This window comes from Pelodictyon clathratiforme (genome assembly GCF_982375515.1).
In genome coordinates this window covers 658,808-684,478 of record NZ_OZ455102.1, presented here as the reverse complement: position 1 = coordinate 684,478, position 25,671 = coordinate 658,808, and the positions used below count along the sequence as shown (strand labels likewise).

At 49.6% G+C, this 25,671-nt stretch carries 20 protein-coding genes; 14 read left to right on the top strand and 6 right to left on the bottom strand.

The window, feature by feature from the left end:
* The first annotated feature begins 199 nt into the window (after positions 1-199).
* Both AC56AD_RS03315 and AC56AD_RS03310 read left to right on the top strand, forming a co-directional pair.
* Positions 200-1,756 (top strand): YifB family Mg chelatase-like AAA ATPase, encoded by a 1,557-nt coding sequence (locus AC56AD_RS03315; protein WP_012507466.1) that lies wholly within the window; start codon positions 200-202, stop codon positions 1,754-1,756.
* 129 nt (positions 1,757-1,885) lie between these two features.
* The gene (locus AC56AD_RS03310; RefSeq protein ID WP_012507465.1) at positions 1,886-3,220 is read left to right on the top strand and encodes a DcaP family trimeric outer membrane transporter; all 1,335 of its coding nucleotides are present in this window, start codon (positions 1,886-1,888) and stop codon (positions 3,218-3,220) included.
* A 37-nt stretch (positions 3,221-3,257) separates the two neighbouring features.
* Here AC56AD_RS03310 and sppA read toward each other — a convergent pair whose 3' ends face one another.
* Together sppA and AC56AD_RS03300 are read right to left on the bottom strand one after the other, a co-directional pair.
* Complete coding sequence (gene sppA / locus AC56AD_RS03305) at positions 3,258-5,060, bottom strand: signal peptide peptidase SppA (RefSeq protein WP_041526409.1); 1,803 nt, start codon at positions 5,058-5,060, stop codon at positions 3,258-3,260.
* Entirely contained in the window at positions 5,053-6,039 is a 987-nt protein-coding gene (locus tag AC56AD_RS03300) for an ABC transporter ATP-binding protein (RefSeq protein WP_012507463.1), read from the bottom strand. Before AC56AD_RS03300 ends, sppA begins: the two co-directional genes overlap by 8 nt.
* Positions 6,040-6,136: 97 nt before the next feature.
* Here AC56AD_RS03300 and rsmI point away from each other — a divergent pair, with 97 nt between their 5' ends.
* The 6 genes from rsmI (at position 6,137) to AC56AD_RS03270 (ending at position 15,397) form a co-directional block, all read left to right on the top strand.
* The gene (rsmI, locus tag AC56AD_RS03295) at positions 6,137-6,871 is read left to right on the top strand and encodes a 16S rRNA (cytidine(1402)-2'-O)-methyltransferase (RefSeq protein WP_012507462.1); all 735 of its coding nucleotides are present in this window, start codon (positions 6,137-6,139) and stop codon (positions 6,869-6,871) included.
* Positions 6,855-7,706, top strand: coding sequence for a pantoate--beta-alanine ligase (panC, locus tag AC56AD_RS03290; protein WP_012507461.1), 852 nt, complete (start codon positions 6,855-6,857; stop codon positions 7,704-7,706). The genes rsmI and panC overlap by 17 nt, the downstream gene beginning before the upstream one ends.
* 114 nt (positions 7,707-7,820) lie before the next feature.
* Positions 7,821-10,007, top strand: a complete 2,187-nt coding sequence (locus AC56AD_RS03285) for a polyribonucleotide nucleotidyltransferase (RefSeq protein WP_012507460.1) — start codon at positions 7,821-7,823, stop codon at positions 10,005-10,007.
* A 92-nt stretch (positions 10,008-10,099) separates the two neighbouring features.
* Positions 10,100-12,523 carry a leucine--tRNA ligase gene (gene leuS / locus AC56AD_RS03280; protein ID WP_012507459.1) on the top strand — a complete coding sequence of 808 codons (2,424 nt, stop codon included), beginning with the start codon at positions 10,100-10,102 and terminating at the stop codon, positions 12,521-12,523.
* Positions 12,524-12,705: 182 nt separating this feature from the next.
* Entirely contained in the window at positions 12,706-14,709 is a 2,004-nt protein-coding gene (gene acs, locus AC56AD_RS03275) for an acetate--CoA ligase (RefSeq protein WP_012507458.1), read from the top strand.
* A gap of 202 nt (positions 14,710-14,911) precedes the next feature.
* On the top strand, positions 14,912-15,397 hold the full coding sequence (locus AC56AD_RS03270; protein WP_041526407.1) for a DUF4405 domain-containing protein: 486 nt from the start codon (positions 14,912-14,914) through the stop codon (positions 15,395-15,397).
* A gap of 88 nt (positions 15,398-15,485) precedes the next feature.
* Here AC56AD_RS03270 and AC56AD_RS03265 read toward each other — a convergent pair whose 3' ends face one another.
* On the bottom strand, positions 15,486-15,962 hold the full coding sequence (locus AC56AD_RS03265) for a TspO/MBR family protein (RefSeq protein WP_012507456.1): 477 nt from the start codon (positions 15,960-15,962) through the stop codon (positions 15,486-15,488).
* Positions 15,963-16,113: 151 nt separating this feature from the next.
* On the opposite strand from AC56AD_RS03265, the gene AC56AD_RS03260 reads away from it, so the two are divergent.
* Both AC56AD_RS03260 and AC56AD_RS03255 read left to right on the top strand, forming a co-directional pair.
* Positions 16,114-16,911: an inositol monophosphatase family protein gene (locus tag AC56AD_RS03260; RefSeq protein ID WP_012507455.1), complete on the top strand. Its 798-nt coding sequence runs from the start codon at positions 16,114-16,116 to the stop codon at positions 16,909-16,911.
* Between the two features lie 149 nt (positions 16,912-17,060).
* Positions 17,061-18,464, top strand: a complete 1,404-nt coding sequence (locus AC56AD_RS03255; RefSeq protein ID WP_012507454.1) for a bifunctional UDP-3-O-[3-hydroxymyristoyl] N-acetylglucosamine deacetylase/3-hydroxyacyl-ACP dehydratase — start codon at positions 17,061-17,063, stop codon at positions 18,462-18,464.
* Positions 18,465-18,862: 398 nt separating this feature from the next.
* Here the strand turns inward: AC56AD_RS03255 and AC56AD_RS03250 are convergent, their stop codons facing one another.
* The 3 genes from AC56AD_RS03250 to AC56AD_RS03240 are packed head-to-tail and all read right to left on the bottom strand — an operon-like array spanning position 18,863 to position 20,760.
* On the bottom strand, positions 18,863-19,417 hold the full coding sequence (locus AC56AD_RS03250; protein WP_012507453.1) for a CDP-alcohol phosphatidyltransferase family protein: 555 nt from the start codon (positions 19,415-19,417) through the stop codon (positions 18,863-18,865).
* 10 nt (positions 19,418-19,427) lie between these two features.
* Positions 19,428-20,003: a crossover junction endodeoxyribonuclease RuvC gene (gene ruvC, locus AC56AD_RS03245; protein ID WP_012507452.1), complete on the bottom strand. Its 576-nt coding sequence runs from the start codon at positions 20,001-20,003 to the stop codon at positions 19,428-19,430.
* A 4-nt stretch (positions 20,004-20,007) separates the two neighbouring features.
* Positions 20,008-20,760 (bottom strand): YebC/PmpR family DNA-binding transcriptional regulator, encoded by a 753-nt coding sequence (locus tag AC56AD_RS03240; protein WP_012507451.1) that lies wholly within the window; start codon positions 20,758-20,760, stop codon positions 20,008-20,010.
* Between the two features lie 116 nt (positions 20,761-20,876).
* On the opposite strand from AC56AD_RS03240, the gene pheA reads away from it, so the two are divergent.
* The 4 genes from pheA (at position 20,877) to AC56AD_RS03220 (ending at position 25,666) form a co-directional block, all read left to right on the top strand.
* Positions 20,877-21,719, top strand: a complete 843-nt coding sequence (pheA, locus tag AC56AD_RS03235) for a prephenate dehydratase (RefSeq protein WP_041526406.1) — start codon at positions 20,877-20,879, stop codon at positions 21,717-21,719.
* Positions 21,716-24,550 (top strand): DNA polymerase I, encoded by a 2,835-nt coding sequence (polA, locus tag AC56AD_RS03230; RefSeq protein WP_012507449.1) that lies wholly within the window; start codon positions 21,716-21,718, stop codon positions 24,548-24,550. The genes pheA and polA overlap by 4 nt, the downstream gene beginning before the upstream one ends.
* A gap of 102 nt (positions 24,551-24,652) precedes the next feature.
* The gene (locus AC56AD_RS03225) at positions 24,653-25,414 is read left to right on the top strand and encodes a M23 family metallopeptidase (protein ID WP_223293973.1); all 762 of its coding nucleotides are present in this window, start codon (positions 24,653-24,655) and stop codon (positions 25,412-25,414) included.
* 24 nt (positions 25,415-25,438) lie between these two features.
* Positions 25,439-25,666 (top strand): DUF2795 domain-containing protein, encoded by a 228-nt coding sequence (locus AC56AD_RS03220; RefSeq protein WP_012507447.1) that lies wholly within the window; start codon positions 25,439-25,441, stop codon positions 25,664-25,666.
* Positions 25,667-25,671: the final 5 nt, after the last annotated feature.

The following is a 25,671-nucleotide window of genomic DNA, read 5'->3' as shown; positions in this document are numbered from 1 at the left end:
CACTCCAGCGACAGCCGATAACATTATAACATATTACTATAAAAGGAGATAAAAAAACACCACCCTATATACGTATTGCCGCATTTTACAATTTCAACCCGGTTCCACAGCAGACAAGAAGCAAGCTCATTGATTGAGAAACTTTCAAATATTTGCATATTTTACGCATAAATACTGAAATCCTCTCATCCACTCCGCCATGCTTTCAACACTGAATGCGGCTGCGCTGATTGGCATTGACGCCATCAAGGTTACGGTTGAAGCCAACGTTGCAGGCGGCATTCCCTCCTTTACGGTTGTGGGATTGCCGGATAATGCGGTCAGGGAGAGCCGGGAGAGAATCCTGACGGCAATCAGAAATTCGGGATTTACCATTCCGCCAAAAAAGATCACGGTCAATCTGGCTCCTGCCGATATCAAAAAGGTGGGAACGGCTTTTGATCTTCCTGTGGCCATCGGTCTTCTTGGTTCGCTTGAGCTGATTGGTAACCGGTTTGAGGAGACGCTCATTATGGGTGAGCTGGCGCTTGATGGCTCGCTCAGGAGAATCAACGGCGCTCTTCCTGTGGCCATCATGGCAGGAAAGGAGGGAATAAAGCGGCTGATCGTGCCAATGGAAAACGCGGCGGAGGCTGCGGTGGCGGTCTCGGCTGCAAAGTCGGCCATTGAGGTCTACGGCGTTGAAAGCTTGAATGAGACCGTTGCCCTTTTAAATGGGAAGAGGGTATTCACTCCGGTGACGGTCAATATCGCGGAGCTTTTTGAGGGTGAGCAGGAATATCTGGTTGATTTTGCTGACATCAAGGGACAGGGAGCGGCAAAAAAAGCGCTTGAAATTGCAGCCGCAGGGGGCCACAACGTCATCATGATCGGACCTCCCGGCAGCGGCAAAACCATGCTGGCAAAAGGGTTGCCGGGAATTCTGCCACCCCTTGGTTTTGAAGAGGCGCTCGAAACAACAAAAATCTATTCAGTGGCCAGTCTGCTTGAAAAAGAGCGGCCACTCATGGTGACGCGCCCTTTCCGCAGTCCGCACCATACAACGAGCAATATCGCCCTGATCGGCGGTGGTTCAACGGCCAAACCGGGAGAGGTGAGCCTTGCCCACAACGGCATCCTCTTTCTCGACGAACTGCCGGAATTCAGCCGCAACGCCCTTGAAGTGCTCCGCCAGCCGCTTGAAGAGCGGGAGGTGACGGTATCAAGGATCTCTGTTACTACCCGATATCCGGCAGGCTTCATGCTGATCGCCGCCATGAACCCGAGCCCTGCAGGGGCCCTGAAAGACCCGGACGGCAATCTGACTGCCCCGCCCCAGCAGATTCAGCGCTATCTTTCAAAAATATCCGGCCCGCTGCTTGACCGCATTGATATACACATCGACGTACCAAAAGTTGAAAACAGTGACCTTTTCGCGGCATCGAGCGCTGAAAGCTCAATGACCATACGCCAGAGGGTCATCGCAGCCCGGAAGATACAGCAAGAGAGGTTTGCCACCACAACAGCGCCGAAAATCTTTACCAATGCCCAGATGAACTCCCGGCAGATCAAAACCTGGTGCCAGCTCGACCGGGAGAGTTCGCAAAAGCTGATGGATGCAATGAACCGCATGAACCTTTCAGCAAGGGCTCACGACCGTATCCTGAAAGTGAGCCGCACCATCGCCGACCTGGACGGCTGCCAGCATATTGCCATGAAACATCTCATCCAGGGCATTCAGTACCGCAATCTCGACCGCGATTTCTGGAGCTTCTGAGATCCCGGTGAGGCAACACAGCCAACACACAATCAAACCGCAAAGAAATTCTCCCCCGTCTGCCTATATTCGTGGTTGTATCAAATTCCAGTCAGCTCCCTTAACCAAACCATCCTTCGGAGAATATCCATGAATGCAAGGGGAAAATTCCGTTACACCCTGCTGCTTGCAGGCTCACTCTGCACTGCTGCACCCTCTTTTGCCGCTGAAAGCACCGAAAGTGTTGACGTGCGCATCACGCGTCTTGAGAAGGAGCTTGCCGAACTGAAAGCACTGCTGCAAACCAGGCCTGCTGCCGCAGGAACTGCAGAAACACCATCAGCACCCGTAAAAAAAGCTGACCCCCCAGCTCCGGCAACCGTCTCAACCAGCTCGGGTGTCAACCTGCAGCTCTACGGTTTTGCCCGTTTGGATGGCTCGTTTGATAGTGGCCAAATCTATCCCGGCAATATCGCCCTGTGGGCCTGGCCTCAGTACGGAAGCAGCAATGATCGTGAATGGAACCTTACGGCGGGTGCGACAAGAATCGGCATGAACCTCAGCGGCCCTGATACGGAGAGCATAAAATTGACCGGCAATATTGAGTTTGATTTTCTCACTGGCCTTTCAAGCGAAAACAACCAGGCCCCTCGCCTGCGTCATGGTTATATGAAGGCATACTGGCCTGCCTCCGATTTCAGCATTCTTGCAGGCCAGAGCTGGGATCTTGTCTCTTCACTGATCCCTTTTGTGGATGATCCTGCCCTGATGTGGAGCGCAGGAAATATTGGTTCCCGCCACCCACAGTTGCGTCTCACCAAAGGAGTTGCAACCGGAGAAAAAAGCCGCATGGAACTGGCTGTGGCTGCATCGAGAACGATCGGAGACAAAAACACGACACCGGGTGTGATTGCAACGGATACAGGCAAGGATGCCACGATGCCAACCATTCAGGGACGCATTGCTCTTTCCCTACCGCTCCTGGTGGAAAGTCAGCCTGCAACTATTGCCCTTTCGGGCCATTACGGAGAGGAAGAGTGGGACGCCAATAACAGTGGCAGTCACAAAACAGTTGACTCATGGTCATGCAACCTGGAACTCTCCATGCCATTAAGCAAAAAAATGACGCTGGCGGGAGAGTATTTTACCGGTTCAAACCTCGACGACTACTGGGGTGGAATAAGCCAGGGCGTCAATACCAGTACGCTTAAAGAGATCCGTTCGTGTGGCGGATGGGCCGCACTCAGGTACACTTCCAGCCCATCAACCTCTTTCAGCATTGGAGCAGGGGTGGACAATCCCAATGATAACGATCTGGCTCTCGGTGCCCGATCACGGAATCAGAGCATCTTTGCCAATGTCATCAATAAAATAACGCCGAATTTGATACTTGGGCTTCAGCTCTCTGATTGGAAAACCGAATACAAGGGAGTGGCTGAAGGCGATGCAATCCGCGCCCAAAGCTCGTTGACCTATAAATTTTAGATCCGGCCGGGCGGGGTCTTCCCGCCCATTGTCGGGATCAATCGATGATGATGTCGGATGGCATGACGGCGAGCATCTGCAATTGGCCTGATGTCAGCAGCATTTCGTAAAAGGTGGCCATGGAGGTCAACTGCCTCTGTGGAAGGAGTTCATGCAGCACCTGTTGTTTGACGGCTGCGGCAAACCTGTCGGAGAGGCTTGCACTCCTGCCCTGCAGAAGGGACTCAAACCAGCTTTTCTGTTCGGGATAGAGGATGATTTGGAGCTTTTTGCCCATATCCATTTTAGCGAGCTGTTGTGCTGCATGAATGGCATCAAAGAGTCCTCCCATACGGTCAACCAGACCAGCCTTCATGGCACGGCTTCCGGTCCAGACCCTTCCCCCGGCAACCGAGTCCACAGCGGCAATGCTCATTTTTCTTGATGCGGCAACCTTCCCGACAAAATCATCATAGATTTCGCCCGATGCTCCAACAAATTTGTTGTAGGCCTGCCCCTCAAGCGGTTTGAAGGGCGTGCTGGCATCGGCATACTGCCCTCTGGTTACAACATCCCGACCCAGACCGATTTTTTCGGCCAAGCCGCTGATGTTGGGCTTAAGGGCATAGACACCAATGGAGCCGGTAATGGTCAGTGGCTGGGCAAAAATGGTTTTCCCTGCAAGGGCAGCCATATAGCCTCCCGAAGCGGCGACACCCGACATGGAGACCACAAGAGGTTTTTTCACAGCAGCCGAGTCGAGCATCTGCAGCATATCTGCAGAGGCAAGGGCATCACCGCCGGGACTGTCAATGCGGACAACAAGAGCTTTAACCGCTTTATCCTCCAGCGCTGCATCAAGCGAATTTTTCAGCATCTCAATATCGATACCCTCACCCATCTCCCCTGCCGAGTGAACGATCATGCCTGACATGGTGATCACCGCAATGCGCTCATCACTCTCCCCTTTTTGGGGCCAGGCAACGGCAGAACGGTAGCGGGCTCCACTGACAAAAACATCGTTATCACGGGCAAGCTCCTTTCCTGACACTTTTCTGGTCAACTGACGCTGCAACTCCCAGAAGGAGGCGATGCCATCAACCAGTCCGAGCGTTTGGGCTTTTTTGGCCGACACCAGAGGATCATTGTTGATGAGCGCCTCAAAAGAGCTTCGGCTCATGCCGCGCCGCTTTGAAACGTAACCAAGGTAATCATCATAGAACTCATCAAGCAGCGCATTGATCTGTTCGAGGTACTCCTTGCTCGCCCCGGTTCTGACAAAGGGCTCAATACCGCTCTTGTACTTTTTCCACTGCGCAGCCTGAACCTGAACTCCAAGTTTTCCAAGCGGGCTGGTATAAAAGAGCGACTCCACCTTCAGCCCATCGAGAAGAAGAAAACCGCCGCGTTCGGCAATAATGGAGTTACATGCGGTCGCAAGGAGATAATCGGCATCCTCGGCTGAGCGAAGAAATGCAGTGACCTTTTTCCCCCCCTTGCGGACTTTTTCAACAGCATCCCGTAGTTCAGCGATCTTGGCGGGAGAGGTGTGTATCCCCCGGATATCAAGAAGCACCTCCCTGACCCGCTCGTCCGCAACGGCATGATTGAGTACAAAGAGCAGTTCCTGGAGAGAGAGTGACTCATGCGAAGGCAAAAATGGGAGCGAACTGCTCTCATTGCGTACCTCATCGATCCCGCCACTGAGAGGTACTACCAGCACAAAACGGTCGGGAAGAGCCTGTGAGCTGCGATGAGCCCAGAAAAGTCCCGCAAAAATGAGGAGAGGAAGAAGCACAAGTGCAAGACAGCCATTACGAAAACAGCCGCGCCTCTTTGTTGGTGTGTTCATATCATTCATAGAGAAAACAGCTTACCTGATGTCCATTATTAATAGAAGTGAGTTCCTGAAGCCTGGGCTCTTTTTGGCTGCACTCAGCCGTTGCGGAGGGACATCGCGGATGAAAACCGCATCCTGAAGGGATATTCATGGGCCCAGGCAAATCTCCTTTCAGCAAAATCCGCTCTTTTTTTCCTCCGAATTCAGGATTGGGAATTGCCGACAGAAGCGCTCTTGTATAGGGATGCTTTGGATTGGCATAGAGTTCAGCAGATTCAGCAATCTCAACAATTTTTCCGAGATACATGACCGCAACCCTGTCGGAAATGTATTCAACAACCGACAGGTCATGTGCAATGAAAAGATAGGTCAACCCCAGATCCCGCTGGAGATCCTTGAGCAGATTGATGATCTGCGACTGAATCGATACATCAAGAGCAGAGACAGGCTCATCACAGATGATAAATTTCGGATTGACTGCCAGCGCACGTGCAATACCGATGCGCTGCCGTTGCCCTCCGGAAAACTCATGCGGATAACGGTTGCGGTACTCCCTGCTCAGACCGACCAGATCGAGCAACTCCTCAATCCTGCGTCGGGCAGCATCCCCCCGGGCAATGCGGTGAACCAGCAGTACCTCCTCAAGTACCTGGCCAACCGTCATGCGTGGATTCAGCGAGCCGAAAGGATCCTGAAAAATCATCTGGATCTCTTTGCGAAGCGCACGGAACTCATGATTGCTGATGGCAGAGATCTCCCTCCCTTCAAACATAATCGTTCCAGTCACTGTTGAGGGTCCAAGACGGATAAGGGCCCGCCCGAGAGTCGTTTTTCCGCAGCCCGACTCACCCACCAGGCCAAGCGTCTCTCCCTGCAACACCTCAAATGAGACTCCATTAACCACAGGTATCAAAAGAGGTTTTCCCAATCCACCACTCTTCCGCCCGGAAAAATGCACCCGCAGGTCGTTAACCGACAGTAACCGCCTTTGATCCATCATCTTTGACTGAACGCTGTTTATCGTATTTTTTATTATTATACTAAAACGAATGTGAATCTACCAGAACTAACCCTTTGTTCAACCTCCTCTTTTGCCCTTGCAAACTGATCATATACATACAGGAACCCTCTACGTTGTTGCAACGCCTCTCGGCAATCTTGAAGACATTACCCTGAGAGCCATAAGAATCCTGAAAGAGTCCGGGGCTATCGCCTGTGAAGATACGCGCCGTGCCTCCATTCTGCTCCGCCATCTCGACATCTCTGCCAAAAGGCTCATCAGCTACCACAACTACAATGAGCCTGCAGCTATCCGTCAAATTGTCGCACTGCTTGAAGAGGGTACCGATGTCTCACTCATCACCGATGCCGGTACCCCGGTGATCAGCGATCCCGGCTATGCACTCCTGCACGAACTGCATGATCGAGGGCTTCAGGTTATTCCGGTTCCCGGACCAAGTGCAGTGACGGCAGCACTTTCAGCCTGTCCGCTGCCCGTTAACAACTTTTATTTTGCGGGGTTTCTTCCGCATAAAAAAGGGCGCAAAAGCAAGCTTGAGTACCTCGCCGCATTGCAAACCACTTTTGTGGTCTATGAATCACCCTTCAGGATCATGAAGCTCCTCGATGAGCTCAGCAACGTCATGGCGGATGCCCGGATTTTCATCGGGCGAGAGATGACCAAAATTCATGAGGAGTATCTTACCGGAACCATTGAGGAGATGCGCCAGCGCCTTGCCGACGGCAAAACGAGGGGTGAGTTTGTGGTCGTTGTCCACCCACCCGGAAAAAAAACAGTCAAACCAGAAGAAGAAGATGCAAATCATCACTGAACCCCGCCAGATGCAGGCAATCGCTGAAAAACTGCGCCTCAACCGCCAGTTCATCGGCGTTGTCATGACTATGGGTGCACTGCACGAAGGGCATCTGAGCCTTATAAAGCTTGCCCGGCAAAGCGCTGGCACCGTTATACTCACCATTTTCGTCAACCCTTCCCAATTCGGAGCGAACGAAGATCTCCATCAATACCCCAGACCATTCGAGCAGGATGTTGCCCTTGCAACAGCAGCAGAAGTCGATTACCTCTTCGCACCTGAAGCCGGAACCATCTACCCCGAAAACCATCAGACTACCCTGCAATGCGGCGCTCTCGGCGAACGACTGGAGGGAGAGCGAAGGCCTGGCCATTTCAACGGAGTGGCCACCATTGTGACAAAACTTCTGCATATCACCAAACCACACATTGCAATCTTCGGTGAAAAAGATGCACAGCAACTCGCTGTTATCCGCCGCATGGTTGAAGATCTCAATCTTGATGTCAAAATTATCGCTGCACCCATTATCAGGGAAGAAAATGGTCTGGCGGTAAGCTCAAGAAATATATACCTCTCAAACACGGAACGCAGCACGGCCGGCATTCTTTACCAGGGAATCTGTCATGCAGAAAAAAGCATCGCTGAGCAGAAAAAAAACCTTTCGGTAATTGCTGCCGAAATTGAGCAAATGATTGCCTCAACACCAGGATGGCGACCCGATTATGTTGTTTTTGTCGATGAAGAGCGGTTTGAACCGGCAGAAATTGCTGAAGAGGGAAAAGAGTATCGACTGCTGCTTGCGGCCTATGCGGGAAAAGTCCGACTTATCGATAACGGCAAGATCGTGGCATAATGAATGCGAGAGATCAGGTTACCGGAAGAGATTTTTTATGTTATATTTTAGTACTTGTTCATTGCCTGAAAACAACCGGACAACATTTTTATCACTTACTATCACACGATTTCCATGATTATTAACAAAGAAATTGATCTTGGACAAGGCAAGATTATCTCTATCGAAACCGGTAAAATGGCAAAACAGGCCGACGGAGCTGTTGTTGTTCGCCAGGGTGACACGATGGTCATTGCAACGGTTGTCTCAAGCAAAAAAACACCACCCCCCAATCAGGACTATTTTCCACTTCAGGTAGAATACCGCGAAAAGTATTCTGCCGCAGGCAAATTTCCTGGTGGTTTTTTCAAACGTGAAAGCCGCCCTTCAGAGAAAGAGATTCTTTCAGCAAGACTGATCGACCGTGCTCTCCGTCCGCTCTTTCCCGATGGCTATCTCTATGAAACACAGATTATTGTTACCGTTATCTCTTCCGACCAGATCAATGACGCTGACGTCCTCGGTGGCCTGGCTGCATCGTGCGCCATCATGGTCTCCGATATTCCCTTCCAGAATCCTATGTCTGAAGTTCGGGTAGGCAGAATCAACGGTCTCTTTGTCGTCAATCCTGACATCAATGAACTGGTAAACAGCGATCTTGATATCTGCATCGGCGGTACGGAAAACACCATCTGCATGCTTGAAGGGGAGATGAAAGAGATTTCCGAAGCAGAGATGCTCGACGCCATCAAATTCGGACACGCAGCCATCCGCAAACTCTGTGCTCTGCAGAGCGAAATCGCAGCAGAAGTGGCAAAACCAATCCGTCCCTTTACGCCAACAGTCATTCCGGCTGAGCTCACTGAAACGGTTCGGGTACTTTGCGAAACCCGCCTCAAGGAGCTCGCCTACACTCCGCTCAAAAAGGAAGAGCGCGCTGATCAGACAGCCGCCATCTACCATGAAATTATAGAGAGCACCATTGAGCACTTCAAAGCAACATGCAGCAGCGAAGAGTTCTCGACCGATCCGGCCAAGGCGCTCTGCATTAACCCGCATATCATTGACGAACAGATCCACATGGTCGAAAAACGGGTCATGCGCCACATGATTCTTGACGACGCAAAACGTCTTGACGGCAGAGCCCTCGACCAGGTACGACCAATAAGCATTGAACTGGGCATCATCCCGAGAGCCCACGGTTCGGCACTCTTCACCAGAGGAGAGACACAGGCTCTGGTAACAATTACCCTCGGCACGAAAAAAGATGCCCAGTCCGTTGACAACCTGACCAGCAGTGCCGACAAAAAATTCTATCTCCATTATAATTTCCCTCCCTTCTGTGTCGGTGAAACCGGAAGGCTCGGAAGTATCGGACGCAGGGAAATCGGACATGGCAATCTGGCAGAACGCTCCATCAAAATGGTTGCTCCGACAGAGGAAGAGTTCCCCTACACCATCCGTATCGTTTCAGACATCCTTGAATCGAACGGCTCTTCATCAATGGCATCGGTATGCGGAGGAACGCTGGCCCTGATGGATGGTGGTGTTCCGATTAAAAAGCCGGTATCAGGCATCGCCATGGGACTGATCAAGGAGGGAGCCTCATATGCAGTACTCTCTGATATTCTCGGCAATGAGGATCACCTTGGAGATATGGATTTCAAGGTATCAGGCACCCGTGATGGTATTACCGCCTGCCAGATGGATATCAAAATCGACGGTCTTGACTACCACATCCTTGAAACTGCCCTTGAGCAGGCACGCAGGGGCCGTCTTCACATCCTCGGCGAAATGGAGAAGGCTATCCCTTCAACCCGTCAGGAACTTGCCAACTTTGCACCAAAACTTACCAGCATCAAGGTGCCGGTTGACTGCATCGGCATGATTATCGGTAAAGGTGGAGAGACTATCCGCAGCATCACTGAAGAGACCGGCGCAGAAATCAATATTGATGACGATGGAACCATAACCATTGCCTGCTCGACCAGTGAGGGAACAAATGCCGCACTGGCCACCATAAAAAATCTGACGGCCAAGCCGGAAGTGGGTAATATCTATATTGGAAAGGTGCGCGACATTCGTGATGAGCTCGGCGCTTTTGTGGAATTTCTTCCCAAAACCGATGGACTGGTCCACATCTCTGAAATATCGAGTGAGAGGGTCACAAAGGTCAGCGATCACCTCAAAATCGGCGAAAAGGTGAGGGTCAAACTGGTTGATGTCCGCAAGGATTCCCGCACCGGAAAAACCCGTTTTGCCCTTTCCATAAAAGCGGCTGAACAGGATGCACCAAAAGAGAACGGCGCAGAGAACAAGTAAATGCAACATGACGTCAAAAAGCAGTGCAGATTTATTCCTGTACTGCTTTTTTTATGTAATTCTGAGGATACAACGATATTCATCAACACCCCATGAGGTACGAATTTTCAAAAACAGAAGCAAAATGGCAGGCCTGGTGGAAAGAGCAGAACACCTTTAAAACAGGTGATGATGCTGACAAACCAAAATATTATGTTCTCGACATGTTTCCCTATCCCAGTGGCACCGGGCTCCATGTCGGACATCTTGAAGGGTACACCGCCTCAGATATCACTGCACGCTACAAAAGGAGTTGCGGCTATAATGTGCTCCACCCTATGGGATGGGATGCCTTCGGACTTCCAGCAGAACAGTTTGCCATCAAAACAGGAACCCACCCGAAAACAACCACTGAAGAGAACATCCGGAACTTCAAGGGCACTCTTCAGGCCATGGGCTTTTCCTACGACTGGTCAAGGGAGATCAACACGACCGATCCGCACTATTTCAAATGGACGCAGTGGATCTTTCTCAAACTCTATGAGAGGGGACTGGCCTATATGTCGGAAGTGGACGTCAACTGGTGCGAAGAGCTGAAAACCGTTCTGGCAAATGAAGAGGTTGATGAAAAAATTGCCGACGGCTACACGGTTGTGAGACGCCCTTTGCGCCAGTGGGTGCTGAAAATCACGGCATACGCCGATCGCCTGCTTGCCGACCTTGATGAACTCAACTGGCCGGAAAATGTCAAACAGATGCAGCGCAACTGGATTGGACGTTCTGAAGGAGTCGAAATTGATTTTGAGCTCCGCTGCCACAACAAAAAGCTGAGAGTCTACACCACAAGGCCCGACACCCTTTTCGGTGCCACCTACCTTGTCATTTCCCCTGAGCATCCGCTTGCTGAAAAGCTCGCCACGGCCCAGCAGTTAGTTGAGGTGAAAAACTATATCAGCAAGGCAAAGCTGAAAACCGAACTTGAACGCACAGGCCTTCAGAAGGAAAAAACAGGCGTTTTCACCGGCTCCTATGCCATAAACCCTGCAACAGGAGAACCTCTTCCCGTATGGATCTCCGACTTTGTCCTGATCAGTTACGGAACAGGAGCTATCATGTCAGTCCCGGCACATGACAGCCGCGACTGGGAGTTTGCCAAGCAGTACAACCTCCCCATCATCGAGGTTATCCAGAGTCCGCATGATGTTCAGGAACGCGTCTTTGAAGAGAAAGAGAGTATTTGCGTCAACTCCGCCAACAACGAAATAACACTCAACGGTCTCCCCTTTTGCGAAGCTTTCGAGCGCATGGCATCATGGCTTGAAACAAAAAAAGCGGGAGAGAGAAAGGTAAACTACAAACTCCGCGACTGGATATTCAGCCGCCAGCGATACTGGGGAGAACCAATCCCCATCAAGCATTATCATGATGGTACTCTTCGGCTGGAAACCGCTCTTCCCCTTGTTCTTCCCGAAGTTGAGGCATACCACCCCTCATCGACCGGGGAGTCTCCGCTTGCCAATATTCCACATTGGCTTTACGGAAGCGATGAGCACGGATCCTTCAGACGGGAGACCAACACCATGCCACAGTGGGCGGGAAGCTGCTGGTACTATCTCCGCTTCATTGATCCTGAAAACCAGGAAAAACTGGTCGATCCTGAAAAAGAGCGCTACTGGATGAACGTCGATCTCTATATCGGCGGCGCCGAACACGCTGTCCTTCACCTGCTCTATGCCCGATTCTGGCACAAGGTGCTCTTCGATCTCGGTGTTGTCAGTTCCAGGGAGCCATTCAAAAAACTTTTCAACCAGGGAATGATTCTTGGTGAAGACAATGAAAAGATGTCGAAATCACGCGGCAACGTCATCCCCGCCGACCACGTTCTTGAACGCTATGGAGCTGATGCTGTGCGCCTTTATGAGATGTTTTTGGGCCCCCTTGAACAGGTCAAGCCCTGGAACACCAACGGCATTGAAGGCATAAGCCGCTTTCTGTCGAAAGTGTGGCGACTGGTTTATGGGGAACATGAGGAGTCGGCGACACTGCTGTCTGAGGAAGCCATGCCGGAAGAGCTGCTCCGACGTATGCATAAGAGCATTAAAAAGGTTGGCGAGGACACGGAACAGCTCAAATTCAACACGGCTATTTCCGAAATGATGGTCTTTGTCAATGAACTGCAAAAGTCGGGATGCAAAAACCGCTCTGCAATTGAAACGCTCCTTGTGCTGCTCTCACCCTATGCACCTCACATCACGGAAGAGCTCTGGGAAAGCATCGGTCACAACTACTCAATCAGCCAGGCACCCTTCCCTTCATTTGATCCAAAACTTGTCGAAGAGAGCATTTTAACCATCGCCGTCCAGATCAACGGAAAATTGCGAGGCACCTTTCTTGCCCCGGCAAAAAGCCCGAAAGAGCTGCTTCTTCAGGAAGCAAAAAAGACAGAATCGGTATTCAAATTTCTTGACGGACAAACCATACTTCGCGAAATTGTTGTTGTAGACAAACTGGTTAATTTTGTTGTAAAAAAAGAGTGACTTTCCTCTATATTAACAACTGTTATTGTCCTGTAAAATTATTTTATGTAAAATTGGCAGAGAATGCATAAAACTCTCTGTCCGGCTTTTTATCTCCGTTTCAACCAGTTATTTTCCACGTTCCTGATTTCCTGTAAAAGGGGTGAGTATCCTTTTTTTTAACACACAAAACATGGGTATCAATGGCTACAGAAGAAACAACATCCAACGCACAGCACACCGAAACCTCGTCTTCTGGAGAAGAGTCGATCAGCTCTGTTCTGTCTGAAAAGCGGAAATTTCCGCCTTCGGCAGAGTTTTCGAACAATGCCCATATCTCCTCAATGGAAGAGTATGAGAAACTCTATGCTGCCGCTGAAGCCGATCCGGACGCTTACTGGGGAGGCATTGCTGAGCAGTTCCACTGGTTTAAAAAGTGGGATAGCGTTCTGGAGTGGAATACTCCCTATGCGAAATGGTTTAACGGCGGTAAAACCAATATCTGCTACAACGCCCTTGATGTCCATGTCAACAGTTGGAGAAAGAACAAAGCTGCCATTATCTGGGAAGGAGAAGAGGGTAACCAGCGGGTTCTGACCTATGGTGAACTGCACCGCCAGGTCAGCAAATTTGCAAACGTCCTGAAAATCGCCGGCATCAAGCCAGGAGACAGAGTTGCAATCTATATGGGCATGGTTCCGGAACTGGTCATCGCCGTTCTCGCCTGTGCGCGTGTCGGAGCAGTCCATAACGTTATTTTTGCCGGTTTCTCTGCTCATGCCATCACTGAACGCGTTAACGATTCACGCGCCAAGATGGTCATCTGTGCAGATGGCACAAGACGCCGCGGCGGTTCCATTAACCTGAAAAATATCGTTGACGAAGCTATCGTCAATACGCCGTCAATACGAAGCGTCATTGTCCTGAAAGTTACCGATGAAGAGATCCACATGCATAACGGCATGGACCATTGGTGGCATGATCTCATGGGCCTTGCCGCTGATGAATCCGAACCTGCAGAACTCGATGCAGAACATCCGCTGTTTGTACTGTACACCAGCGGTTCAACCGGCAAACCAAAAGGTATCCTGCACACCACCGCCGGATACATGGTCCATGCTGCAAGCTCGTTCAAATACGTGTTTGATATCAAAGACGAAGATATCTACTTCTGTACGGCAGATGTCGGCTGGATCACCGGGCACACCTACATGATATACGGCCCGATGCTTAATGGAGCAACCATCCTGATGTATGAAGGTGCACCAAATTATCCGCAGTGGGACAGGTTCTGGGATATCATCAACCGCCACAAAGTTACCATCTTCTATACCGCGCCAACCGCTATCCGCGCCTTTATCCGCGCCGGAAATGAATGGGTCACCAAACACAACCTCAGCTCGCTTCGCCTGCTCGGAACCGTAGGAGAGCCAATCAACCCCGAAGCATGGATGTGGTACCAAAAAGTTGTCGGACAGGAAAAATGTCCGATTGTCGATACCTGGTGGCAGACGGAAACAGGAGGCATCATGGTCTCTCCCCTTCCAGGCGCAACCCCGACAAAACCCGGCACAGCCACTCGTCCCCTGCCTGGCATCATGGTTGATGTTGTCCGCAAGGACGGTACCCCGTGCGAAGCCAACGAAGGCGGATACCTTGTTATCAAAAAGCCATGGCCATCAATGCTCCGTACCATCTACGGCGACAATGAACGGTATGAAAAAACCTACTGGTCTGAATTCCACGACATGTACTTTACCGGTGATGGCGCCCGCAAGGATGAGGATGGCTACATCTGGATCATGGGTCGAGTCGATGATGTGGTCAACGTTTCAGGTCACCGCCTTGGCACCAGTGAGGTCGAAAGCGCGCTGGTATCCCACGAGGCTGTTGCAGAGGCCGCCGTTGTCAGCCGTCCTGATGAACTCAAAGGCAATGCCCTTGTAGCCTTTGTGACCCTGAAAGATGAATATGTCGGTGACATGACGCTCCGTGAAGCGCTTCGCAACCACGTTGCCAAGGAGATCGGACCTATTGCCAAACCCGATGAGATCAGATGGGCCAAAGGTCTTCCAAAAACACGCAGCGGAAAAATCATGCGTCGTCTCCTTCGTGAGCTTGCCACAAGCAACGAAATCAAGGGAGATGTCACGACACTTGAGGATTTCGGTGTTCTTGAAAACCTCCGCGATCAGGAAAACGACTAAGCGTTCCCGCTTGCTCACTCTTCGATCGCCCGATAAACAACAGAAAGCGCAGCTTAGACTGCGCTTTCTGTTTTTCCGGCCTTTTTCCCCCGTCGGCGCCCGCCTGCACAAGATTTTACCACAATCAGCGTCGAATGTGGCGTTCATCGAACTATGCCTTCACGAAATCATAAAACAAACAAAAAAACAAGAGAACACAACCATGAGCGCACCAATGAAATCATGGGCCACACCGCTGGCCACCGGAACCTTTGTCATTCTTGCCGTAACAGGCATCCTGATGTTTTTTAAAATTGAAGCTGGATACACCAAACCTGTTCATGAATGGCTGAGCTGGGCAATGGTCGCGGGTGTTCTGTTACACATCGCAGCAAACTGGAAAGCCTTTACCGGCTATTTTACGCGAAAACCTGCTTTGGCCATTATCGGCGCTGGCCTGCTTATTACCATACTCAGCATAGTTATGCCAGCCCGAAATGAACAGAATCCAAGAATGAAAATGACCAGAGCGCTTGAGAAGTCGAAACTTGAAACCGTGGCAGTTGTCGCCGGGCAAAAGAGTGAAAGCATTATCCTGAAACTTGAACAAAAAGGGATTGCTGTGGAGAGTTCAGCCATGTCCATCCGTGAGATTGCTGCAAAAAACGGGAAAAAAGAGATGGATGTTCTTGCCGTCATTTTCAATTAACCCACTTAACCGCATGAAAAAAGGATGCACCCTCAACGCATCCTTTTCTCTCTCACCTGAAGATTGAGCGCCGCGAAAAATTATTCAATCAATTAAGCTGCACAATCGTAAAGTTCAGAAATGAGGCAAACGTCACCCACATGAGGTAGGGAATCAGCAGATTGCCAGCCATCGGAGAAACAGCACGGAATTTCACAATCGTCAACACAATAGCCAACCAGAGCAGGACAATCACCACCATCGCAAGCACGGGAGAGTGCAGTCCAAAAAATGCTGCCGACCAGCCAAGATTGAGTAAAAGCTGGGCACCGAAGACAATCAGAGCCCCACGAATCTTTGTCTCTTTGGAGTACTGCTGAACAACAAGATAAAGCGCAATACCCATGAGCAGAAAAAGCAGGCTCCATGCAGGAGGGAAGAGCCAGTCCGGCGGATTCCATGAAGGTTTGTTCAGCACATGGTAGTACCAATCAGAACCCGGTACAGGAGTAAAGGTGCTGCCGGCAAAGGCGAAGACGAAACACAACCCGATACAGAGCGCAAGTTTCGGAATATTGACATTCATGACATCAGTGTTAAAATTATTGAACTGAACACCTTAAACACAAGGAGCCTTCCGATAATTCCCTGCAGAAACAAGAGGACTGAGACTTATAGGTACTCTCTCCGGGAAATGCTATATTGACGACCACTTCAACTCCAACCCATACTGTTGCATGAGAGCTCAAAGTAAAGAACTGCAGACAGCCATCAGGGCGGCTCATGCTGCGGGAGCTATAACCCTTGAAAAATTCGGAGAACTCTCCCATCCCGAAATCCAGGTAAAAGAGTTCAAGGATTTTGTCACCGACGTCGATAAAGCCTGTGAAGCGGCAATCAGCTCAATTATCACCGAAAACTTTCCCGAAGACAGCATGCTCTGCGAAGAGGGCACCATCATAACCGGCACTTCAGGAAGAACATGGATTGTCGATCCTCTTGATGGCACGCTTAATTTTATTCACTCTTTTCCCGTTTTCTCAATCAGCATAGCGCTCAAAGGGAGCGATGATGAGCTGCTCACCGCTGTGGTCTATCAGCCAGTTCTCAAAGAGCTTTTTACCGCCGAACGCGGTCAGGGAGCTTACCTTAACGGAAAAAAGATCACCATATCAAGCCGCACGGACAAAGAGAGTTTTCTCATTGGAACCGGCATGCCCTTCAAGGAGTATCACTACCTCGAATCATACATCGGCATGCTCAAGGAGGTTATTCATGATTCTGCCGGCATTCGGCGTGCAGGCTCAGCAGCCCTTGATCTTGCCTACACCGCCTGTGGCCGCTTTGATGGCTTTTGGGAATACAAACTCTTTCCGTGGGATTTTGCTGCCGGTGTCCTGCTTGTCCGTGAAGCAGGAGGTACCATCACTGACTTTAGTGGGGATCCTGATGTTTTTCTGAAGCAGAGTATTATTGCAGGCAACAACATAACCCACCCTCTTCTGCTTGAAAAAGCGCTGAAACATTTCACATAAAAAAACCAGTACCAGACAAGACCCTGCAACCAGGCTGATTTGAAGAGGAATCAGTTCTTTCTTATCTTCAGGGCCTGTATAGTTTTTCATTATAACAATCAGTCTTCATTTCCTGCACGGATAACCGAAACAGGAGCAACAATTCCACTATGCTCATTCTTCAGCGTACACTTCAAAAAGAGGTCTCTCTCTGGGGTTCCGGACTTCACACCGGCAAAGAGTGCATGATTACCTTCAAACCTGCACCAGTCAACTATGGGTATCGTTTTGTGCGTACCGATATCGACGACAGCCCTGAAATACCAGCCCTGATCGAGAATGTCGTTGATGTTCTGAGGGGTACCACCATCGGACTCAATGGTGTAAAGGTGCACACCACCGAACATGTTCTCGGAGCGCTTTACGGCCTGCAGATCGATAACTGCCGCATCGAAATAAGCGGCCCGGAACCTCCTGTCATGGACGGAAGCTCACACCCTTTTGCCGCAGCGCTGATCGAAGCCGGGTTCAAGGAACAGGATGAACCAAAAAATTACCTGGTCATCGATGAAACCATTGAATACCATGATGCCAACAACAGCGTTGATATTGTAGCCCTGCCTCTCGACAGCTTCAGAATAACCGTCATGGTTGACTACAAAAACCCGGCGCTTGGCTCGCAGCACTCCGGCCTCTTTGATCTGGACAAAGAATTTGTCAAAGAATTTTCATCCTCCAGAACATTCTGCTTTCTCAGCGAAGTGGAAGCCCTTGCAAACCAGGGAATCATCAAGGGTGGTGATGTCGACAACGCTATTGTCATTATCGACAAAACCATGTGCGAACAGGAGCTTTCCGATCTTGGCAAAAAACTCGGTATTGAGAGCAAAAATCTTGTACTTGGTGACAATGGCATCCTCAACAATCGTGAACTTCGTTTCAAGAACGAACCTGCGCGCCATAAACTGCTCGACCTTCTCGGCGACATCGCACTTCTTGGTATGCCACTCAAGGCTCAGGTGCTCGCGGCACGTCCCGGTCATGCATCGAATGTGGAGTTCGTAAAGCAGCTCAAAAAATATGTCGATCGTAACAAGCTTGCCCGACAGTTCCAGCATGAAAAAAAAGCCGGCGTTATTTTCGACATCAATGCTATTCAACAGATCCTCCCCCACCGCTACCCTTTTCTGTTGATCGACAAGATTATAGAGTTCAAGCTTGACGAAAAAATTGTATCGATCAAAAACGTCACCATCAATGAGCCGTTTTTCCAGGGCCATTTTCCCGGAAATCCCATCATGCCCGGCGTTCTCATCCTTGAAGCCATGGCCCAGACGGGCGGCATCATGATGCTCAACGGCAATGATAACATCAAGGAGAGTGTCGTGCTCTTCATGGGTATCGACAAGGCTCGATTCCGCAAACCCGTGCTTCCGGGCGACACACTTGTTATCGAAGCAATCCTGACCAACAAGCGCAGAAACATCTGCCAATTTGACGCCAAAGCCTATGTAAGGGGAGAACTTGTATGCGAAGCTTCCCTCATGGCCACGGTTGCACCAAAGAGCAAGTAATGGAATAACCCAGTGTGCATGAAGCGTGCCCTGTAGCAGAATTGGAGCAGGGCGCTTCGGAGCACACAACAGATACCCCGGCGCCCCTCTCCGTCTGAGGCCTGAAAAACAGCAGCCTGTGCTCTGCTGCAAAACAGTTCTCTCCCTGGCTGACCACACGGACTCCACATTCCATCAACAAGTTATCCACATTTTGCAACCAACGCCATAAAGCGTGTTAATGCAATTAACATCATATGAAGAAAGAGGTTCCCGTATCGTTACGTTAAAATCCCGTCTTCACAGAAAAAGTTATCCATATCAGGATAAGCATAATGGTGACTATAAAAAACAGGGAGAAATGAAACCGAAAATGAAGGGAAAAGCCCTTTCAGGGAATGAAAAAGAGCTGCTGAAACTCAGGCCCGATACTCCAGCCCCTTGTGAATTTTATAAAACCTCAGGCAGTAGAGAACAAACGAGTAAAAGAGCATAAGCGTCGAGAGATATAAAAAAAACTCTTTGACCAGATATTCCCTGAAAAACGGATGAGGCCAGACCATGGCAATAAAGAGCATGGAGACAAAACCCACCGCCCATTTCCCCGGCCAAAGGGATGTCGTCACCACTGAATGACGAAATTTCACATAACCCGCTCCAATAAAAATCAGAATATCGCGGAGCACAGCAAAAAGCACAAACCATAAAGGGAGCTGCCCGACCCAGAGAAAATAAACCGCAACACTTGCAAGACAAAGCTTGTCGGCAAGGGGGTCAAGAATTTTTCCCATCTCTGAAACATCATTCGTCCATCGGGCCGCCTGGCCATCAAACCAGTCGGTCAGAACAGCCACAATCATAATAGTAATGGCTATATCAAGATGACCCGTATGAAAGTAGTAGATAAACCAGGGTATCAAGAGTATCCTCAGAATACTGAGAAAATTCGGGATATTTACGATACGACCTTCCACAGTGGTGAATTTATTTTTGAAATAACCGGATAACCATATCGGGCGATGCCCCAACAAACTGCGACCAGCTCATTCCCCCTTTTCTGCTCTGTCCTGCACTCTTAAAAGGTTCCCGGCTTCCGCCTCTCAGCAGATCACAGAGCGCAATCCCGAGGGCATCGGTAACATCGAAAGGTTCAGGAACCGGATTAAGAGCAAGCATCCTTGCGACCATAAACGCAACCTGCTCCTTGCTGGCCGCCCCTTTTCCGGTTACTGCCGACTTCACTTCGCGAGGGGCATATTCGTGCAAGAGAAGATTCCGGTTCATCGCAAGAGCAATTACGGCACCCCGTACCTGACCAAGTTTCAATGCCGACTGCACATTCCTGCTCAAAAAAACAGTTTCAAGTGCAACACATTCAGGAGCATAATCCGTAATAACTGCTTCAAGCTCCCTGTAAATCTGACCAATACGCTCCGCATGACTACTGCGAGGATGAAGCCGGATAACTCCACAAGAGAGCACCGTAAAAAACGTACCCTCCTGACGAATTACGCCGTAGCCCGTAAGCCGACTTCCAGGATCAACTCCCAGAACAACCACTCTTTTACTCGTTTAAACTGCTCATTGCACTTTCACTGATCTCCATATTCGTGTATACCGCCTGCACATCATCATTATTTTCAAATGCATCAATCAGTTTGATCACCTTGCGGGCATCCTCGGCTTCAAGCTCAATATAATTTTCGGGTATCAGATCAATTTTTGCATTCTCATACATGATAGCGGCATCATCAAGCGCTTTTTTGACACGCTCAAGATCCTTGACGTCAGTTATGACGGTAAAATAGTTCTCATCATCGCTGCCAAGATCTTCAAGACCGGCCTCGAGCAGAAGTTCCATAAGCTGATCCTCTCCGGCAGCCGATCGTGGAACATCAAGCGTTCCCTTGCGCTGAAACATCCAGGCAACACTACCGCTTTCACCGAGCGAACCATTGTTACGACTCATAATGTGACGAATATCAGCTACGGTACGGTTACGATTGTCTGTAGCAGTCTCAATAATCAGCGCAATCCCTGCAGGACCATACCCTTCATAGGTAATCTCATCCCAGGTTACCCCCTCAAGCTCTCCCGTTCCCTTCTTGATGGCACGCTGGATATTGTCCATCGGCATGGAATTATCCCTGGCCGTATCGATTGCAAGCCTGAGACGAGGATTACCCGCTGGGTCACCACCACCCATTTTTGCTGCAATCGTAATCTCCTTGACCAGTTTGGTGAACAAACTGCCTCTTTTTTGATCGGTTACCGCCTTTTTTCTCTTAATGGTTGCCCATTTGCTATGTCCTGACATAATAAAAAATGCTGATTTATTATTCCTCCAGATGCCCGCCTATGATAATAGATTTATTTTCTTTAAATAAAATCAAATCTGACGGTATTCCCGCAAGTTAACAACAAGAAAAAACAATGACAAACTTGATGACCGCCTACCAGGGTGAACCAGGAGCATACAGTGAGATCGCCGCACTCCGGATTGGAGAGCCAAAACCCTTCGAATCATTTGACGAGGTCTTCGCGGCTGTTGAAAACCAGAAGGTTCATTATGCCGTCATCCCCATTGAAAATTCACTTGGAGGCAGCATTCATCATAACTACGACCTTCTGCTGCAGCATCCCGTCACCATTGTGGCAGAAACCTTCGTCAAGGTAAAACATTGCCTGCTTGGCATTCCCGGTTCATCCACAGAAAGGGCTTTGAAGGTACTTTCACACCCACAGGCATTGGCCCAGTGCCGAAACTTTTTTGCCACTCACCAACACCTCAAAGCTGAAGTTGCCTATGATACGGCGGGAAGCGCAAAAATGATAGCCGCTGAAAAAGATCCCGGAAAACTTGCCATAGCATCAAAAAGGGCAGGCGAACTCTACGGACTTGAGATCCTCCAGGAAAATCTGGCCGACGAGGAGTGGAACATTACCCGCTTTTTCTGTATTGCACATGCGAAAAATCCGGAAAACCCGCTCCCTGAAACAACTGCGAAGAGCGCACAGCACAAAACATCAATCGTCTTCACGCTCCCCAACGAACAAGGATCACTGTTCAAGGCACTGGCAACATTCGCCATGCGTGATATTGACCTGACCAAAATCGAATCGAGACCGTTCAGAAAAAAAGCCTTTGAATATCTTTTTTATGTTGATTTTATCGGTGATCAGAACGATCGGAATATCCAGAACGCCCTTTGCCATCTCAAAGAATTTGCCACCATGGTCAACGTCCTTGGAAGTTATGGAGTGATTGCAGAATGAATAATCGGCAGCTCGACTTCTTCCCGCCAGCCAATCCGGAAGAGAGAATCAAGAACCCGGCAACCATCACAAAAAAACCAGCACTCTTTCTGCTCGACGGCATGGCCATCGTTTACCGCTCCTTTTATGCCCTGCAACGGACGGGCATGACAAGTCAGGAGGGCATGCCGACCGGAGCTATTTATGGCTTTGCATCCACATTGCTTAAAATCTTTGAAACCTACAGGCCACAATACCTTGCAGCGGTATTTGACAGCAAGGAAAAAACCTTCCGACACGATCTTTATCCTCTTTACAAAGCCAATCGACAGGCGCCACCCGAAGATCTCATCATGCAACTTGACGCCATTTTCAAGCTGCTTGAAGCGTTTGATATTCCGCTCATTAAAACCCCGGGATACGAAGCGGACGATCTTATTGGCACCGCCTCCCGTAAATTCAGCCCAATGTGCCAGGTCTATATTGTCACCCCCGACAAGGATCTTGCCCAACTGGTCCATGAGGGAGTAAACATCCTCAAACCCGGCAAAAACCAGAATGAGCTTGAACTGCTTGGGAAAAAAGAGATTATCGAACAGTTCGGGGTTCCCCCTGAGCTTTTTATCCCGTTCCTCACCCTCACCGGCGACACCTCCGACAATATTCCCGGAGCAAAAGGGATTGGCCCGAAAACCGCCATCTCCCTGCTTGACCAATACGGTTCCCTGCAGAATATCTACAACCATCTCGACACGATCTCCCCGAAAAACCGCCAAAGCCTTGAAGCATTTCAACCCACGCTTGATCTGATAACACAACTGGTCACCATACGCACCGATTTACAGATCGACGTTACCCTGAAAGAGCTTGCCTGCGGATTACCTGACCCGGCAAAGCTTTTCCCGCTGCTGCAAAAACTCGGTCTTAAAACCATTTCCTCAAGAATATTGGCTCTTTTTGGCGAGCTTCAGCAAGCGCCCTCAGCAACAGCTCCGCTCCATGAGGAACCCTCCTCCCCTTTTCATGAAGAAGAGCCCGCTCTCCGATCACCCCGGGAGAATGCCGACTATGCCCGTATCGACACAGTCGATAAACTGATGGAACTGATGGAGTCTCTGCACGATGCCCGGCATATTGCCGTCGACACGGAAACCACCAGTCTTGACACCTTTGAAGCCGAACTGGCAGGGATATCGATCGCGGTTGAAACAGGAAAAGCGCGATTTATCTCTTTCGCGCAGAGCGCCCTTGACCGGGATAAAACAGTCGAAATCCTGAAACCGCTCCTTGAAAATCCATCCCTGCCGAAAATTGGCCAGAACCTCAAATATGACATGCTCGTTCTCAAAAAATACGGCATAGAGCTCTCTCCTGTTGCATTCGACACCATGCTTGCGAGCTATGTGCTCAATCCTGAAGAAAAACATAACCTTGACGACCTGGCCGCCCACCACCTCGGCTACCGAACGACAACCTTTGATGAATTGGTTGGAACCGGAAAAACAAAACAGCATATTTTCGAGGTTGATCCCGAAAAGCTCTCAGACTATGCCTGCCAGGATGCCGATCTTGCTCTTCAGCTTGAGGGTGTTTTCCGCAAAAAACTCGACGGAGAAACTGAACTGCTCTGGCTTTGCGAAAACATTGAGTTCCCGCTGGTCACAGTCCTTGCCGAAATGGAATATGCCGGCATATGCATCGACACCCACCATCTTGAAAAGGCTTCCGAACGGGTTAAAAAAGAGCTCGAGCTCCTGACAGAAACAATTTATGCTGCAGCAGGCTCCGCCTTCAACATCGATTCCCCCAAACAGCTTGCCCATATTCTCTTTGATCTCCTTGCGCTTCCACCAAAAAAGAGAACAAAAACAGGCTATTCAACCAATGTTGAAGTGCTTGAGGAGCTTGCGACACTCTTTCCCATCGCACGTGACCTCCTCGAATACCGAAGCCTGCAGAAACTCAAGAGTACCTATATCGACGCCTTGCCAAAAATGGTCAATCCTCTGACAGGTCGGTTGCATACTACATTTAATCAATTCATCACGGCAACTGGCCGACTCTCCTCTTCCAATCCAAACCTGCAAAACATACCCATACGCAGTCCCCTCGGCAAAGAGATACGCAGGGCATTTATACCTTCAACACCTGAAAACTGGCTACTCTCTGCAGACTATTCGCAGATTGAACTCAGAATTGCTGCAGAAATTTCCGGAGATCCTCAACTCCTCGAAGCATTCCGCAACCGGGAAGACATTCACACCGCAACAGCAAAGGTAATTTTCGACACCGATGAAATTACCAGCGATATGAGACGCAAGGCAAAAGAGGTGAATTTTGGAGTTCTTTACGGCATCATGCCATTTGGCCTCTCACGAAGACTCAATATTCCCCAAAAAGAGGCCAAGGCCATTATCGACACCTACATCTCGAAATATCCCGGGCTCTTCAAGGCATTGCAGGAAATTATTGTAACCGGAAGGGAAAAAGGGTATGTCACAACGATCCTCGGACGTCGTCGTTATCTTGCTGATCTCAACAGCAGGAATACCAACCTGAAAAAAGCGGCAGAAAGAGCTGCCATGAATACGCCGATTCAGGGCACAGCCGCTGATATCATCAAATGCGCCATGAACCTCTGCAGCAGCAGGATGCGCCATCTGAACATGAAATCAGTCATGCTTCTCCAGGTACATGACGAACTGCTCTTTGAAACCACTGATGCAGAAAAAGAGCCGCTTTCAAAACTTGTAGAACAGGCAATGATTGATGCAGCAATACGTTGCGGACTAAAAAATGTCCCTGTTCTGGTCGATACCGGCATTGGAAAAAACTGGCTGGAAGCCCACTAATCATTGAGATTATCCAAAAAAGTTTTTTTATATTTGGCTATGAATGACATTCCTGTTCAGACCAACAATCCCCGATACCACATGACTTTGAAACATCGGTTTATGGCTGTCTCAGAATACGGCAGAAACGCTAAAGAGAGCCTCTTTGCCTGCCTCTCTTCAGGAATTGTTGCTCTCTCTCTTGCCCTTTTTTCTTTCGTCATCGGGGCTCCGGCAACCCTCCTTGCTGAAGAGGCACAATCGATTGAAACCAAAACTCCAGCTCCCAGGGCAAACACGACCGAAGGAATACTCGCAAGTACGGAACAGATGATTGAACAGCTCATCCTGCAGATAGATCGTCAGAGAAACAACGCCACCGAATCAAGAGTGCAGAGTGAAGAGCCCACTTCAACCTCCTATTTTTCCAGTATACCCAACATCAGGCCTGTCAGTGGCGCGATTACCAGCGCTTTTGGAAAACGGGTACACCCAATCTACAAGGTTACCCTTTTTCACTCAGGCATTGATTTTTCCGCTGCTGAAGGCACAAGGGTGCAGTCGACAGGTGACGGGGTTATTGCCTATTCGGGATATGACAGAGGGTACGGACAAAAAATAACCATCAATCACGGTTTCGGCTATCAAACCATCTATGCCCATCTCTCCAAATCTCTGGTGCGCCAGGGGCAGAGAGTCAAACGCGGTGAAATCATCGCACTTTCGGGAAATACCGGCCTCTCAACTGGCCCCCATCTGCACTATGAAGTACAGAAAGACAATGTAAAAGTCAACCCAACCGCTTATTTCTTTGATGAAAGCAATCCGGACAAGTTTATCACAACACAAAAACCTGCGCCGGAACAGAGCGACAATAACTCCTAACCTGAATAACTCAATCGACGTCGTATGTATTGGAATTTAGACCTTGCCCGTCATATAGCTGACGCTCCGTGGCCTGTAACAAAAGATGAACTTATCAATTACGCAAACAGGAGCGGTGCGCCCCAGCAGGTGATCGACAACCTGCTCGATCTTCCCGAAAGCGATGATATGTATGAGAGCCTTGATGAAATATGGCCCGACTATCCTACCGACGAAGACTTTGGCTACGGTGATGAAGAGCCATTAACGTAGAACAA

Bases quoted from the DNA above. Each gene is read 5' to 3' on its own strand.
- AC56AD_RS03315 (WP_012507466.1), top strand. From the start codon at position 200: ATGCTTTCAACACTGAATGCGGCTGCGCTGATTGGCATTGACGCCATC.
- AC56AD_RS03310 (WP_012507465.1), top strand. From the start codon at position 1,886: ATGAATGCAAGGGGAAAATTCCGTTACACCCTGCTGCTTGCAGGCTCA.
- sppA (WP_041526409.1), bottom strand. From the start codon at position 5,060: ATGAATGATATGAACACACCAACAAAGAGGCGCGGCTGTTTTCGTAAT.
- AC56AD_RS03300 (WP_012507463.1), bottom strand. From the start codon at position 6,039: ATGATGGATCAAAGGCGGTTACTGTCGGTTAACGACCTGCGGGTGCAT.
- panC (WP_012507461.1), top strand. From the start codon at position 6,855: ATGCAAATCATCACTGAACCCCGCCAGATGCAGGCAATCGCTGAAAAA.
- AC56AD_RS03285 (WP_012507460.1), top strand. From the start codon at position 7,821: ATGATTATTAACAAAGAAATTGATCTTGGACAAGGCAAGATTATCTCT.
- leuS (WP_012507459.1), top strand. From the start codon at position 10,100: ATGAGGTACGAATTTTCAAAAACAGAAGCAAAATGGCAGGCCTGGTGG.
- acs (WP_012507458.1), top strand. From the start codon at position 12,706: ATGGCTACAGAAGAAACAACATCCAACGCACAGCACACCGAAACCTCG.
- AC56AD_RS03270 (WP_041526407.1), top strand. From the start codon at position 14,912: ATGAGCGCACCAATGAAATCATGGGCCACACCGCTGGCCACCGGAACC.
- AC56AD_RS03265 (WP_012507456.1), bottom strand. From the start codon at position 15,962: ATGAATGTCAATATTCCGAAACTTGCGCTCTGTATCGGGTTGTGTTTC.
- AC56AD_RS03260 (WP_012507455.1), top strand. From the start codon at position 16,114: ATGAGAGCTCAAAGTAAAGAACTGCAGACAGCCATCAGGGCGGCTCAT.
- AC56AD_RS03255 (WP_012507454.1), top strand. From the start codon at position 17,061: ATGCTCATTCTTCAGCGTACACTTCAAAAAGAGGTCTCTCTCTGGGGT.
- AC56AD_RS03240 (WP_012507451.1), bottom strand. From the start codon at position 20,760: ATGTCAGGACATAGCAAATGGGCAACCATTAAGAGAAAAAAGGCGGTA.
- pheA (WP_041526406.1), top strand. From the start codon at position 20,877: ATGACAAACTTGATGACCGCCTACCAGGGTGAACCAGGAGCATACAGT.
- polA (WP_012507449.1), top strand. From the start codon at position 21,716: ATGAATAATCGGCAGCTCGACTTCTTCCCGCCAGCCAATCCGGAAGAG.
- AC56AD_RS03225 (WP_223293973.1), top strand. From the start codon at position 24,653: ATGGCTGTCTCAGAATACGGCAGAAACGCTAAAGAGAGCCTCTTTGCC.
- AC56AD_RS03220 (WP_012507447.1), top strand. From the start codon at position 25,439: ATGTATTGGAATTTAGACCTTGCCCGTCATATAGCTGACGCTCCGTGG.